Source organism: Klebsiella sp. RHBSTW-00215 (assembly GCF_014103785.1).
In the GTDB taxonomy this organism is placed as follows: Bacteria; Pseudomonadota; Gammaproteobacteria; order Enterobacterales; family Enterobacteriaceae; genus Klebsiella.
On record NZ_JABXQS010000001.1, the window covers coordinates 1,102,378 to 1,116,361 of the forward strand.

The 13,984-nt window shown below is 51.1% G+C and carries 13 protein-coding genes; 10 read left to right on the top strand and 3 right to left on the bottom strand.

What is annotated here, in order from left to right:
• Window positions 1-77: 77 nt before the first annotated feature.
• Entirely contained in the window at window positions 78-641 is a 564-nt protein-coding gene (locus tag HV127_RS05405) for an NADAR family protein (protein ID WP_182235220.1), read from the bottom strand.
• 435 nt (window positions 642-1,076) lie between these two features.
• Between HV127_RS05405 and HV127_RS05410 the strand changes: the two genes are divergently transcribed.
• The 7 genes from HV127_RS05410 to HV127_RS05440 all read left to right on the top strand — a co-directional run bounded on the left by HV127_RS05410 (window position 1,077) and on the right by HV127_RS05440 (window position 8,360).
• Complete coding sequence (locus HV127_RS05410) at window positions 1,077-2,591, top strand: transcription antiterminator (RefSeq protein ID WP_182235221.1); 1,515 nt, start codon at window positions 1,077-1,079, stop codon at window positions 2,589-2,591.
• 1 nt (window position 2,592) lies between these two features.
• Window positions 2,593-3,066: a PTS sugar transporter subunit IIA gene (locus tag HV127_RS05415; protein ID WP_182235222.1), complete on the top strand. Its 474-nt coding sequence runs from the start codon at window positions 2,593-2,595 to the stop codon at window positions 3,064-3,066.
• A 21-nt stretch (window positions 3,067-3,087) separates the two neighbouring features.
• Window positions 3,088-4,500, top strand: coding sequence for a fructose-specific PTS transporter subunit EIIC (locus HV127_RS05420; RefSeq protein ID WP_182235223.1), 1,413 nt, complete (start codon window positions 3,088-3,090; stop codon window positions 4,498-4,500).
• A 3-nt stretch (window positions 4,501-4,503) separates the two neighbouring features.
• Window positions 4,504-5,364 carry a ketose-bisphosphate aldolase gene (locus HV127_RS05425; protein ID WP_182235224.1) on the top strand — a complete coding sequence of 287 codons (861 nt, stop codon included), beginning with the start codon at window positions 4,504-4,506 and terminating at the stop codon, window positions 5,362-5,364.
• A 245-nt stretch (window positions 5,365-5,609) separates the two neighbouring features.
• A complete protein-coding gene (locus HV127_RS05430) occupies window positions 5,610-7,262 on the top strand; it encodes an alpha,alpha-trehalase (RefSeq protein WP_182235225.1) in 1,653 nt (550 codons plus the stop codon).
• Window positions 7,263-7,330: 68 nt separating this feature from the next.
• A complete protein-coding gene (locus tag HV127_RS05435) occupies window positions 7,331-7,879 on the top strand; it encodes a GNAT family protein (RefSeq protein ID WP_182235226.1) in 549 nt (182 codons plus the stop codon).
• 52 nt (window positions 7,880-7,931) lie between these two features.
• Window positions 7,932-8,360 (top strand): lysozyme, encoded by a 429-nt coding sequence (locus HV127_RS05440; RefSeq protein WP_182235227.1) that lies wholly within the window; start codon window positions 7,932-7,934, stop codon window positions 8,358-8,360.
• Here HV127_RS05440 and HV127_RS05445 read toward each other — a convergent pair.
• Together HV127_RS05445 and HV127_RS05450 are read right to left on the bottom strand one after the other, a co-directional pair.
• Complete coding sequence (locus HV127_RS05445) at window positions 8,357-8,965, bottom strand: response regulator transcription factor (RefSeq protein ID WP_182235228.1); 609 nt, start codon at window positions 8,963-8,965, stop codon at window positions 8,357-8,359. The two genes, HV127_RS05440 and HV127_RS05445, sit on opposite strands and share 4 nt — an antisense overlap.
• Window positions 8,966-9,321: 356 nt before the next feature.
• Window positions 9,322-10,080, bottom strand: coding sequence for an SDR family oxidoreductase (locus tag HV127_RS05450; protein ID WP_182235229.1), 759 nt, complete (start codon window positions 10,078-10,080; stop codon window positions 9,322-9,324).
• A 119-nt stretch (window positions 10,081-10,199) separates the two neighbouring features.
• On the opposite strand from HV127_RS05450, the gene HV127_RS05455 reads away from it, so the two are divergent.
• The 3 genes from HV127_RS05455 to HV127_RS05465 all read left to right on the top strand — a co-directional run bounded on the left by HV127_RS05455 (window position 10,200) and on the right by HV127_RS05465 (window position 13,981).
• Window positions 10,200-11,099 (top strand): LysR family transcriptional regulator, encoded by a 900-nt coding sequence (locus HV127_RS05455; RefSeq protein WP_182235230.1) that lies wholly within the window; start codon window positions 10,200-10,202, stop codon window positions 11,097-11,099.
• Window positions 11,100-11,357: 258 nt separating this feature from the next.
• Window positions 11,358-12,389, top strand: a complete 1,032-nt coding sequence (yhjD, locus tag HV127_RS05460; protein WP_182235231.1) for an inner membrane protein YhjD — start codon at window positions 11,358-11,360, stop codon at window positions 12,387-12,389.
• Between the two features lie 269 nt (window positions 12,390-12,658).
• On the top strand, window positions 12,659-13,981 hold the full coding sequence (locus HV127_RS05465; RefSeq protein ID WP_110276200.1) for an MFS transporter: 1,323 nt from the start codon (window positions 12,659-12,661) through the stop codon (window positions 13,979-13,981).
• Window positions 13,982-13,984: the final 3 nt, after the last annotated feature.

Sequence of the window (13,984 nt, forward strand, 5' to 3'; positions counted from 1 at the left end):
TCAAGACAACGGCACGTTACCTGGTGAAGTCTATCGAAGCAGGATCGGCACCATTCACCAACGGGATACTATTATCATTAATTGGCACCTCCAATCGTGTCCCTTACCACCATCAGCGCAAAACCGAGCAAATTTTTTCCATTCCATCTCAGCGGGTTAGCTGCACGCTCGTCATCCTGCGCTAAGCCGATACCCCAGATGCGGTCAACAGGGCTGGCCTCAACCAGCACACGCGTACGGGTGCCGACAAGAAATGCGCCCAGTTGCGGGTGCTGACTAAATTTGTGGAGGTTGCCTTCGCACACCAGGTCAAAACAGTGCGCTTCCCATATTTGCTGATTAAAACCGGAGACCTGCCTGCCGAACTTCTTCGCTTCTGCTGGCGATTTAGCATTCAGAATGCGGAGCAATATAGCCTCGTCGCTAAATAACCTGGCCTTACCCGCCATCATCCAATGTTCGGCACTAGCATAGGTCACGCCGTCCACCTCAAACGGTGATGACCACCACTGACTAAAGCAGGAGGAGGTTACAACGCCGCTGGGAGAAGGTCGATGACTCCAAAAATAGAGATACTTGAAACGTTTACCCATCCGTATGCTCTGCTGCAATGTATCTAACGTATACTTTCCCTGTTGCATAACTCATCATCCACAAAATTATCGTCAATTTGACCACTTTGTTACTCTCGGCACTTCATGTTGTCAAGAACCAGAGATATACCCGTTATACTTCAAGTTGCATATGCGTTGGCTTTCCTCGCTCACCCCGGTCACTTACTTCAGTAAGCTCCGGGGACTCCCTGCGTCGCCGCCTTCCTGCAACTCGAATTATCTAGGGTATAAACCAGTAAATACCCATCGCGGCTGCCAAAAATCATAATACCCTCAATGCAAATATCTTAATTTTGCGCCTTAATTATCTGCCATGCTGGATTTAGTGATCCCCCTCACCATTCCACGGTGCTGTTCATCTTAGTGGTAATATTGCACTCATTGTTTAGTATTTTATTATTTACCCCGCACCATTATAACTACTCTCATAGAAGCACCCATATCTCTACAAAGAGGTTGAAAATGAACGTGCTGGATAAACGACAAATTGACCTGATCAATTTATTAGCGCTGGAAAATGAATGGTTACCGGCGACACGCGCCGCCGAACTCTTAAATGTATCGGTCAGCACTTTGCGCAGAGATATCGAGGTAATCAATGAATTTTACCACGGCAAGGAAAATCGTATCGATAGCAAACCCGGTTTCGGTCTCAAACTGGTTGTCGGGAAAGCATTATCCCTGCCCCATCATCCTGGCGATCGTTCGATACGTGAGATATTGAGGAGCAAAAGATTAATCGGTATTACTACTGATTTACTCACTCATTCGCCGGAACCACTATCGATCAACGCGTTGGCCGAGAAATATTTTATTAGCCGTTCATCGATTGTCGTTGATTTAAAAAAGATTGAAGCCTGGGTTATATCGTTTAGCCTGAAGATGATCAAAAACCATACCGGAACGTATATCGAAGGTAGCGATTTTAATATCCGAATGGCGCTCAAAGATATAATTACCTACAGCGTTTTGAACAACTATCAAATGACCGATAGCAGAATCGATCGATTTTCCCGGGTTCAACTTATCAAAGAATTTGGTAAAACTAATGTTGCTAACTGTATGAACCTTATATCGATAATAGAAGAGGAGCTACACTGTTCTATTAGCGAGCCATATTACACCAATTTATTCTCTCACCTCCTGGTGACGATTCGACGCTCGGAAAGTAAACATTTTAGTAATGATACCAGCGATGATTTTATTCGTGCCGATAATAAAGAGTGGCAGATTGCAGAAAAATCAATTCAATGGCTGGAAAATGAATACAACACCACCTTCCCGCCTATTGAAGCCAGCTATATTTATCAATACATTATCTCTTCCGGGATTCACTCGTTATCCAACGCGTCAGGAGAGTCGCAGTCAAATAATCATGATGCTACCAGCTATGCCACAACGTTAATTAAAGACGTCTCAACGTTGTTATCTATTGATTTATCATACGATAGCGTGCTGAAAAACGCGTTAACCTCTCATATTAAACCGATGTTGAATCGGCTGTCCTACAGCATCATTATACACAACCCGTTGCTGGAAGAGATCAGGCAAGAGCTAAACTCGGTGTTTTCGTGTGTGAAAATAGCGGTCGAAAAACTCAATTCACATTTAAATATGTCTGCACCATCAGATGATGAGATTGCTTACCTAACGGTATATATCCAGGCGGCGATTGAAAGAATAAAAGTCAGTAAGAAAATCATTCTGGTTTGCTCTAGCGGAATCGGTACGTCACAACTTCTTTATAGCCGAATAAAACGGGCATTTCCCGACTGGGAAATCATCGATATTGTACCCGGAGCCAAATTAAAAGAAGTGCTGATGCATAAGGCCTGCGATCTTATCATCTCCACAATTCGTCTTGACAATGTCAACATTCCTGTGGCCTACGTTTCTGCTTTATTTTCTATGAAAGATATTACCCGCGTTACTGAATATTTAGGGGAAAACCTGAATCCAAACATTAGGGAGAAGTAAGATGTTAGAAAAAATCATTATTTCCGATTTACTCAGTAAATCATGCGTCATGGTCGATCTGGTGGCGAAAAATAAATTAGATGTTATCGAAAAGATGACGGATCAATTATGTTCAGAAGGAGCCATTAGTAATAAACAGGGTTTTATTCAGGATGTCCTGGCGCGTGAGGAACTTGGCGCGACGGGCTTCGAAAATCACATCGCCATCCCGCATGGGAAATCATCCTGGGTCAATGAAACGCGCATTGCCGTTGCCAAACTTAAAACCCCCATTGATTGGGAGGCGATGGATAGCACTGACATCAAGCTGGTTATCCTGTTTGCCGTCAAAGATATTGATAGCGGTGCCGGGCATATCAAGGTGCTCGCTAAAATGTCAATCGCTCTGGGCGATGATGATATCGTTGAAAAATTACTTAACGCTAATACCCAGGAGGAACTATACAGCTTGATTATTAACAACACCGAAGAATAATAACTTTCCCAGGAGAGAAACGTGAACATCATAGCCATTACCGCCTGTCCAACGGGCGTCGCTCACACGTACCTTGCAGAAGCCAACTTAAAGAAAAATGCAAAAAAGATTGGCATTAATATTCTTGTTGAAACACAGGGAGCGGTAGAAAGTGAATATATATTTACGCAGGAAGATATAAAAAAAGCAGATATCGTTCTCATTGCCGCAGATAAAGTGATTGACCTCTCCCGTTTTACCGGGAAGAAAGTGATTCGGGTATCAGTGACGCGCGCAGCGAAAGATGCCGCAGGATTATTACAGGATATTATTTCCGGCAAGTTGACTGCTGAATTGCAGCAAAATGCAAGCCAGTCGCCGACTGCTGATTCCCCTCCTGCTGGGGAGCGCAATAAGCTACTTTCTCAGGTCTATGTCCATCTCATTACCGGCGTCAACCTGATGATTCCCTTCGTCGTTGCCGGGGGCATCTTAATTGCGCTCAGTTTTTCTTTTGGTATTACCGCCGCAACGCCAGGCGACCCCCACTTTAGCCCTCTCGCCAAAATGCTTTCCGATATTGGCGGCGGCGCCGCTTTTGCGCTAATGCTGCCGATATTATCTCTCGGTATCAGCAAATCCATCAGCGGTAACGCCGGAATTGTTTCCGGGGCCGTCGGAGGGATGCTGGCAATACATACTGGCTCAGGCTTTTTAGGTGCGCTGCTGGCCGGTTTTATGGCCGGGTACGTCACGTTTGCAATCGTAAAATATATCAACCTCCCCAAAGCGATTGCTGGCCTAAAACCGATTCTGATTGTTCCCCTGCTCAGCGTATTTATTACCGGCGCGCTGATGATTCTGGTTATTGGAGAGCCGATTAAGCTGCTGCTTGAAGCCCTCACCGCCTTTTTGGCCAATATGGGCAATACCAATGCCGCAATCATGGGGCTAATGATGGGCATGATGGTGGCCTTTGATATGGGCGGCCCACTGAATAAAACCGTCTGTATGTTTGCTATCGGCCTGATGTCTACCGGCATTTACGAACCTATTGCTGCCTGTATGGCCGCAGGTATGGTGCCACCTTTAGGCATCGCACTCGCAACCACATTGTTCAAACGCAAATTCACCGACCAGGAAAGAGAAACCGGCAAAGTTACCTATGTACTGGGGCTGTCGTTTATTACCGAAGGCGCTATCCCTTACGCAGTATCCGATCCGCTCAGAGTGATCCCAGCCATTGTTGCCGGTTCAGGGCTCGCCGGGGCGCTTTCGATGGCGCTAGGCTGCGCTTCCCGCGCTCCCCACGGCGGCGTCTTTGTGATGTTTATCCCTAATGTCATTACCAACGTACTGGGCTATCTATTTGCAATTGCTGCGGGCGCACTGCTGACCGCCGTCATCCTTCGCTTTATCAAAAAAGATACCCTGCAAACTATTCAGGAGAGTTAAGCCATGCTGATTAATATGAAAGATCTACTGCACGTTGCTCAGGCCAATAAATTTGGTGTGGGGGCGTTTAATATTGCCTCGGCGGAATTCGCGCGCCTGGTTATTGAGGTTGCCGAAGCGCAGCGCTCGCCGGTAATTATGGAGGTTCATCCCGAAGAGCATGAATTTGTGGGCGACGCCTTTATTGGTTACTTACGTGAGCTGGCGGTCAACGCCTCCGTGCCGGTTGTTATTCACCAGGACCACGGTCAAACCTTTGAGCATATTATGCGTGCAATTCGCACTGGCTATACCTCCGTGATGATCGATGCTTCTGCAATGTCGCTGGAGGAAAATATCGCGATCACCCGCCGCGTCGTCGAAGTCGCTCACACGGTTAACGTTTCGGTTGAGGCAGAACTTGGCACTATTGGCGTCGCTCAGGGAAGTTCAGAAGGCGGGCATAGCGAGATTTTGTTTACCGACCCGGCGCAGGCGGAACGCTTCGTCAACGAAACAGGCGTCGATACGCTAGCGGTGGCAATCGGGACCTCTCACGGCCTGTACCCGGCAGGTATGCAGCCTAAACTCGATATTGAGCGCCTCCAGGAAATTCACCAGCGCATCAATATTCCCCTTGTTTTGCACGGCGGTTCTGGCAATAAAGACAGTGAAGTTGCCGAATCCATCCAGTACGGCATCGGTAAAATTAATATTTCCAGCGATATGAAAAAAGCCTTCTTTGTCGCTCTGGAAGAGGAACTCAAGTCCAGCAGCCATGAACCAAACGCACTGTATCTCAAACCAATGGCGTCGGCTCGTGCAGTGGTAGAACACAAAATGCGGCTGTTTTCTTCCATCGGCAAAGCGGAACTTTACCTCTGAATTTACCGGGGGCCTGACCAGGCTCCCGTTTACAACTCGTAGCAATCAAAAGCGAATTATCCCGACAGATAAAATTAAGCATATAATTCAGTTTGTTATAAAATTGAATGTTCTGATTTTTACCCCTTTAATGTGATCCAGAACACACTTTACCTCCCGCATCCCGCTGCGAATGTCTACGCTTAATAGACAGGTCGGGCGCGCCCGGCATCCTCTACAGACGCAATCCGGAGGCCCGCATAACTATGTTCAGCCAGAAATTACGCAACGTTGATGACGACGAGTTGAGGATCGAAAACGATCTGTGCTACGAAGCCGATCCGTATGAGTTAAAACTGGATGAAATGTTCGACGCCGAACCTGAACCGGAGATCATCGAAGGGCTGCCCGCCTCGGATGCCCTGACCCCTGCTGACCGCTACCTGGAACTGTTCGCCCACGTGCAGAAGTCACGTATTTTCGTCGATAGTAAAACCTTCCCCGACTGCGCGCCGAAGCAGGATCCGCTGGATATTTTAATCCACTATCGTCGCGTGAGACGCACGCCCGACTTTGATTTACGCCAGTTCGTTGAAGAACACTTCTGGCTGCCGGACGACCGCGCCGAGGATTATGTTTCCGATCCCAAGCGATCGCTTAAAGAGCATATCGATAATCTGTGGCCGATCCTCACCCGTGAACCGCAGGATCACATTCCCTGGTCATCGCTGCTGGCGCTGCCGCAGTCCTATATTGTGCCCGGCGGGCGTTTCAGCGAAACCTATTACTGGGACTCCTACTTCACCATGTTGGGGCTGGCGGAAAGCGGCCGGGAAGATCTGCTCAAATGCATGGCCGACAACTTCGCGTGGATGATTGAAATGTATGGCCATATCCCTAACGGCAACCGCACCTACTATCTCAGCCGCTCGCAGCCGCCGGTCTTCGCGCTGATGGTCGAACTGTTCGAGGAGGATGGCGTGCGCGGTGCAAAACGTTATCTTGATCATCTGCAAATGGAGTACCGTTTCTGGATGGACGGCGCGGAATCGCTGATACCTAACCAGGCCTATCGCCATGTGGTGCGCATGCCGGACGGCTCGCTGTTGAACCGCTATTGGGACGATCGCGATACGCCGCGCGACGAATCCTGGCGCGAAGATGTGGAAACGGCGAAACGCTCCGGCCGACCGCCGAACGAGGTTTACCGCGACCTGCGCGCCGGGGCGGAATCCGGCTGGGATTACTCCAGCCGCTGGCTGCGCGATGTTACCCGGCTAGCGAGCATCCGCACCACTCAGTTTATTCCCATTGATTTGAACGCCTTGCTGTTCAAGCTGGAAAACACCATCGCCAATCTTTCTGGCCTGAAGGGCGATCGCGAGACGGAAGCAGCCTTTCGCCAGAAGGCCAACGACCGCCGGGCGGCAGTCACCCGCTACCTGTGGGACGACGAGAGCGGCTGCTTTCGCGATTACGACTGGCGTCGCGAGCAGTTGGCGCTCTTCTCCGCCGCCAGCATCGTTGCACTGTACGTCGGTATGGCGACCCATGAACAAGCTGACCAGCTCGCCGATGCGGTACGCGCACGCCTGCTGACTCCCGGCGGCATCATGGCGACCGAGTATGAAAGCGGCGAGCAGTGGGATAAGCCCAACGGCTGGGCGCCGCTTCAGTGGATGGCGGTGCAGGGTTTTAAAATGTACGGTCAGGACCCGCTGGGTGATGAGATTGCCCAAAGCTGGCTGCAAACGGTGAACCATTACTACAAACGGCACCATAAGCTGATTGAAAAGTACCATATTGCCAGCGCCACGCCGCATGAGGGCGGCGGCGGGGAATATCCGCTCCAGGATGGCTTCGGCTGGACCAACGGCGTGGTGCGGCGGTTAATCGGTCTGTACGGCGAACCTTCGTAGCCGGTCACTATTCCCGGAGTCGATGTCCTGCTATGTTCTTGACATCGACTTTCGCCGGAAGCCTTATCATGCCTGAACTCCTTACACCACGCCTGCGCTGCTCACCGCTGCAGCTCGATGATTGGCCGTTTTTTCTCTCTTTGCAGCAAGACCCCCAGGTGATGCTTTACGTCGCCGACGATCGCCCGGTAGCTGAAATTCGCGAGGCTTTTGACTCACGCCTGCCTGTATGGTCGCCCGGCGCTGCCCACTGGCTGTGCCTGGTGGTACGCGATCGACAGACCCACGCGCCCCTTGGCCTTACCGGATATCATCATCACGCTCCTGATTGCGCAGAAGCTGGTTTTCTGTTTGCTCCTCAGGCGCAGGGCAAAGGCTACGGCTATGAATCCCTGCGCGCGCTGTGCGATTACGCCTTCTCCGCAGGCGGCATCAGGCGGCTCACCGCAACCGTCACCGCGGGCAATCAGGCGTCAAAAAGCTTGCTACAGAAGGTTGGATTTCGTCAGGAAGGCGAGCTGCGTGAATGTTATTGGCTCAACGGTCGTTGGCATAATGACTGGCTATTTGGCCTGCTGCGTCACGATTACAACCAGCCTGGGCCATCTGGCGAATAGGGAGTGGTCAACTTTTCCTCTACACTGCAGGCCAGAAACAGAGGAAGCCCAAATGTCCCCACCGAAACCGTCGCTAAGCCCGCAGGGTCTGAACTTTATTAAACAAGTTCAAGGATTAGCGCTCGACCCCTATTGGGATGAGAACGGCCTGCGCGTGATTGGCTACGGCCATGTTCTCAATGACTATGAAACCTTCAGTCACTTTACGCGGGAGGTCGCGGATACTTTACTTATCGTGGATCTCCTGCAATGCCAACGGGAACTCCAGCGGAACCTCAACATTCCGCTCAATCAATCACAATATGATGTGCTGGTCTCATTAGCCTTTAGCTGTGGCCCGTCGTCTCCCGCACTCAATACCATTTTGACTCACCTCAACCAGCAGCGATTTGCACAAGCGCTGGCCGTGTGGAGAAATATCCGCAGCGGCCATCAGCAACGACAAGAAGAGTGTGAAAGATTTTCCGTTGCAGTAGATTAAGTTTCGCTGACGCCATTAAACACCATCGCCGCCTGAGTACGATTTTTCACATCCAGTCGGCGATACAACGACTCAAGATGAGCCTTTACTGTACCGGCGCTAATATTTAAAGCCCGGCTAATCTCTTTATTCGAATCTCCCGCAGCCAGCAACTGGAGAATCTCACGCTGACGATGGCTCAAATGAACCAATTTATTATCCCGGGTTTCTGCGGTCATTAACCAATCACCTGGCAAACAAAGTAGCCCAAGCAGGATGCTGTTAATCGCCTGGGCAAAAGTTTGCAGACTCTCTTCGCGCTGAACAATAGCGCGCACATTGTAGGAGAGCACACGCTGCAGCCAGCTCTTGTTATCATCAGAAACGATCAGCAGCACCTGAGTTTGCGGAAAGCGTAGCTGTTTTTCCTGTAACAACCAGCAGCAAAATTCACTGTGCATATCGCCATCCAGAATCAGCAGAGCTTCCGGGTGCGCCGTCAGCTTCTGCCAGAGTTGCTCTGCCTGACAGGTACCAAAAATATCAATTTCAGGAATGTGTTGCTGAAGGCCAATTTTCATTCCATGAATAAATATCGACTGCCTGTCAAACATGATTACCTGCATGGATTTATCTCCATCGAAAAAACGCCCGATAAAATGAGGGGGGAAGGGTAATATCAGCAAGATAAAATAAGAACTCGCTGTTTGGCCTGGGGCATTTTACCGATGGAGGGGATTAATGAAATATCAAAACAATGAATAGTTACATGCCTTATCGTCACCATTACGCATTCACAATATTTATTACATTTAAATTAAGGAAATCCTTAATTAAGTGGGCGAATAGACATGCTAATAATATTAATTCATGGATTCTAAACCAACCCGGCAACGCGGGCGATGGCAAAACGCGGAAAGAATGTTACGGAATAAGAAAGCGCATTAAATGCCGTCCCCCAGCATGCTGGGGGACAGACTGATTATACAAACATACCGCCGGAAACTTCCACCCGCTGGGCGTTCATCCAGTGAAGATCGTCACTCAGCAACGCGGCAATGGCATCGCCGATATCATCCGGCAGACCGACTCTTCCCAGCGCCGTTTGTGCGGCGATATGCTGGTTGACCTGCGCGTTATCCCGCACCACACCGCCGCCAAAATCGGTTTCAATCGCGCCTGGAGCGATGATATTGACCGATATTCCCCGCGCTCCGAGTTCTTTTGCCTGATAGCGTGTCAGCACTTCCATCGCCCCTTTCATTGAGGCATAAGCCGCATAGCCTGGCAGAGCAAAACGCGCCAGCCCGCTGGAAACATTGAGAATTCGTCCCCCATCCTGCAATAACGGCAGCAGGCGCTGGGTGAGGAAAAACGGTCCCTTAAACTGGATGTTCATCAACTCATCAAACTGGGCTTCGCTGGTCTGCGCAAAAGCAACGTTCAGACCGATACCGGCATTGTTCAATAAATAGTCGAAGGTGTCGCGCTGCCAGCGCTGCTGAAGTAATTCTGCCACCTTCTGAGCAAAGCTTTCAAAACTGCTAACATCACCGACGTTTAAAGGTAATGCCGCTGCTTTCACGCCTGTTCGCTCAATTTCTGCGACAACTTCCAGCGCCGCCTGCGAGTTGCTGTGGTAAGTCAGAATAATATCGGTTCCCTTCGCCGCCAGCTTCAGCGCGGCATTTTTTCCCAATCCGCGGCTGCCGCCGGTCACTAAAGCAATACGTTGTGTCATCAGAAAACCCCTTCACCATTGTGTTTGTATGGTTGAAGAGCTTATTAGATGCAATAAATACAATAAATACGCTAGATTACGTTTTACTGTTTCAACATAAACAACAATAGGCTTCCGGGATGGATAAAATTCACGCAATGCAGTTGTTTATTCGGGTAGCGGAATTGGAGAGTTTTTCTCGCGCCGCCGATACCCTCGGCCTGCCTAAAGGTAGCGTATCGCGTCAGATTCAGGCGCTGGAGAGCCACCTTGGCACTCGCCTGCTGCACCGCACAACCCGCCGGGTGCAGCTCACTCAGGACGGTATGGTCTATTACGAACGCGCAAGGGATCTGCTTAGCAACCTCGACGAACTGGACGGCATGTTCCAGCTTGACCCCTCCAGCATCAGCGGACGCCTGCGGGTAGATATGCCGGTAAGTCTGGCTAAAAGGCTGGTCATTCCGCAACTACCGGGATTTTTGCAACAGTACCCCGGAATCGAACTGGAACTGAGCAGCAGCGATCGGCTGGTCGATGTGGTTCGTGAAGGATTTGACTGTGTGGTGCGCGTCGGCACGCTGAAAGACTCCGGTCTCATCGCACGTCCGCTGGGGAAATTAACGCAAATCAACTGCGCCAGCCCGCAGTATCTGGCGCGATTCGGCTACCCGCAATCGCTCGACGATCTGGCCGATCATGCGCTGATCCACTACGCCAGCAATCTGGGTGTTCGCCCGCTGGGGTTTGAAGTGGTCAGCGACGGTGTGGTTCGCTGGGTCAAAACTGGCGGAGTACTCACCGTCAACAGCACCGAGACCTATCAGGCATCGTGTCTGGCAGGACTGGGGATTATTCAGGTACCACGTACCGGCGTTCGCGAGATGCTGCGCACCGGTGAGCTGATTGAAATTCTGCCCCACTATCGCGCCGAACCGCTGCCGGTTTCATTGCTCTACCCGCACCGGCGTAATCTTTCACGCCGGGTGCATCTATTTATGGAGTGGCTGGGCGGGCTGATGAAAAGCTATGTTGATTAATCAGAATGGTGAAAAATCTGTATTTGAGATTGTGCTGACATTTCCGCCGGGTGGCGGCTGTCGCCTTACCCGGCCTACAAAACCAACAATATCATAATGTTATTAATTTTTCGTGGACCTATTCGAGCTAAATGCCATCGGAAATTCGAGATGAACGCACTTCATCCACAACGCTCATGTCCCCCTCAAACGCCTTATCCACGATTTTATGTATATAATTTTGATGAATACAGCTGTAAAGAAAGGAAGAAATAATTTATGACGCCGGAAAACGACGCTCAACGCCCGACCCAGGATCCGGGCCAACAGCCGGAAAAAAACAAAAGCACCCTCGCTGCGATCAACGACTCCACCGTCGCCAAAAAAGCCAATCAGGCGCTGAAAAGCGTCACCGGGACAGCAGAAAAAGTTCAGCGCAACCCCATTATTGCGCATCTGATCCGCGCGGCTGAACGCTTCAACGACCGGCTTGGCAATCAGTTTGGCGCGGCAATCACCTACTTCTCGTTTTTATCGATGATCCCCATTCTGATGGTCTCTTTCGCCGCCGCCGGTTTTGTTCTGGCCTCGCACCCCACGCTGCTACAGGATATTTTCGATAAAATCCTGCTCAACGTTAGCGACCCGATGCTGGCGGCAACGCTGAAAAATACCATTAGCACCGCCGTGCAGCAGCGTACCACCGTCGGTATCGTCGGCCTGCTGGTGGCGCTCTACTCCGGGATTAACTGGATGGGCAACCTGCGCGAAGCGATTCGCGCCCAGTCGCGCGACGTCTGGGAACGCACACCACAAGATCAGGAGAAGATTTGGGTAAAATACTTCCGCGATCTTATCTCGCTAATAGGCCTGCTGGTTGCGCTGGTGATTACCTTATCAATCACCTCTGTCGCAGGCTCGGCCCAGCAAATGATTATTTCGGCGCTCTATCTCGATAGCATTGAGTGGCTGAAACCAGCATGGCGACTGATTGGCCTGGCGATATCCATTTTCGCCAACTATCTATTATTTTTCTGGATATTTTGGCGGCTCCCGCGCCATCGTCCCCGCCGCAAGGCCTTGATTCGCGGCACCCTGATTGCGGCTATTGGCTTTGAGATAATCAAAATCATCATGACCTGGACGCTACCAGCGCTGGTGAAATCCCCTTCCGGCGCGGCGTTTGGCTCGGTGCTGGGGATAATGGCCTTCTTCTATTTCTTCGCCCGGTTGACGCTTTTCTGCGCCGCATGGATTGCCACCGCCGAGTATAAAGATGACCGCCGAATGCCGGGTAAAACCCACGATTGAGCAATCGTTGGGCTGAATGAAGTCGCAAAATTCAGCCCAACCCATCATTTCAGCAGATAAATCCAACATGTAACTTTTATTTAACCTAAACCTGGTTTTATCAACCATTATTTTAATTGTGTGAAGCATTTCATAGAACTTATTCTTCTGGTGCAGAAATTATTCACTTTTTGCCTATTTTTTAGACTACCGCTTCCCTTGTTACAGATTGAAATGTCCCCAAGGCTGTGGCTATATGGCCTTTCGTTCGCAAAAAATAAGAAAGATCTATGCAAGCCACAGCCACAACACTCGACAACGCGCAGGAAACCGTACCGGTTAACTCACGCAATAAAGTCGTCGTCGCCTCGCTCATCGGTACCGCCATTGAGTTCTTCGACTTCTATATTTATGCCACCGCGGCGGTTATTGTATTTCCGCACATTTTCTTCCCGCAGGGCGACCCCGCTGCCGCGACGCTACAATCGCTGGCGACCTTCGCGATCGCCTTTATTGCTCGTCCTATTGGTTCCGCGGTATTTGGTCACTTTGGCGACCGCGTAGGCCGTAAAGCGACGCTGGTGGCCTCGCTGCTCACGATGGGGATCTCTACCGTGGTTATCGGCCTGCTGCCGGGCTATGAAACCATTGGCATTATGGCCCCGGTACTGCTGGCACTGGCGCGCTTCGGTCAGGGCCTCGGCCTTGGCGGTGAATGGGGCGGTGCGGCGCTGTTGGCCACGGAAAATGCTCCTCCGCGCAAGCGCGCGCTGTACGGCTCTTTCCCACAACTCGGTGCGCCTATCGGCTTCTTCTTCGCTAACGGGACCTTCCTGCTGCTCTCCTGGCTGCTGACCGACCAGCAGTTTATGGAATGGGGCTGGCGTATGCCGTTTATCTTCTCCGCTGTGCTGGTGATCATCGGCCTGTACGTCCGCGTTTCGCTGCACGAGTCGCCGGTGTTCGCTAAAGTCGCCGCCGCCAAGAAACAGGTGAAAATCCCGTTAGGCACTCTGCTGACAAAGCATGTCCGCGTGACCGTTCTCGGCACATTCATCATGCTGGCGACCTATACGCTGTTTTACATCATGACCGTCTACTCCATGACCTTCAGCACCGCCGCCGCGCCGATTGGCCTCGGTCTGCCGCGCAACGAAGTGCTGTGGATGCTAATGATGGCGGTAATTGGTTTTGGCGTGATGGTGCCGGTTGCGGGCCTGCTGGCGGATGCATTTGGTCGTCGTAAAAGCATGGTCGTTATCACCACGCTGATCATCCTTTTCGCGCTGTTTGCCTTTAAACCGCTTCTTGGCTCCGGCAATCCAGTACTGGTCTTTGCCTTCCTGCTGCTTGGCCTGAGCCTGATGGGGCTGACCTTCGGCCCGATGGGCGCGCTGCTGCCGGAATTGTTCCCGACCGAAGTTCGCTATACCGGCGCATCCTTCTCGTATAACGTCTCGTCGATCCTCGGGGCTTCCGTGGCGCCGTATATCGCCGCCTGGCTACAGGGCAACTACGGCCTGCCTGCGGTTGGGCTCTACCTGGCCGCAATGGCGGCGCTGACGATGATTGCGCTGCTGCTCACTCACGAAACGCGCCATCAATCGCTGTAACGC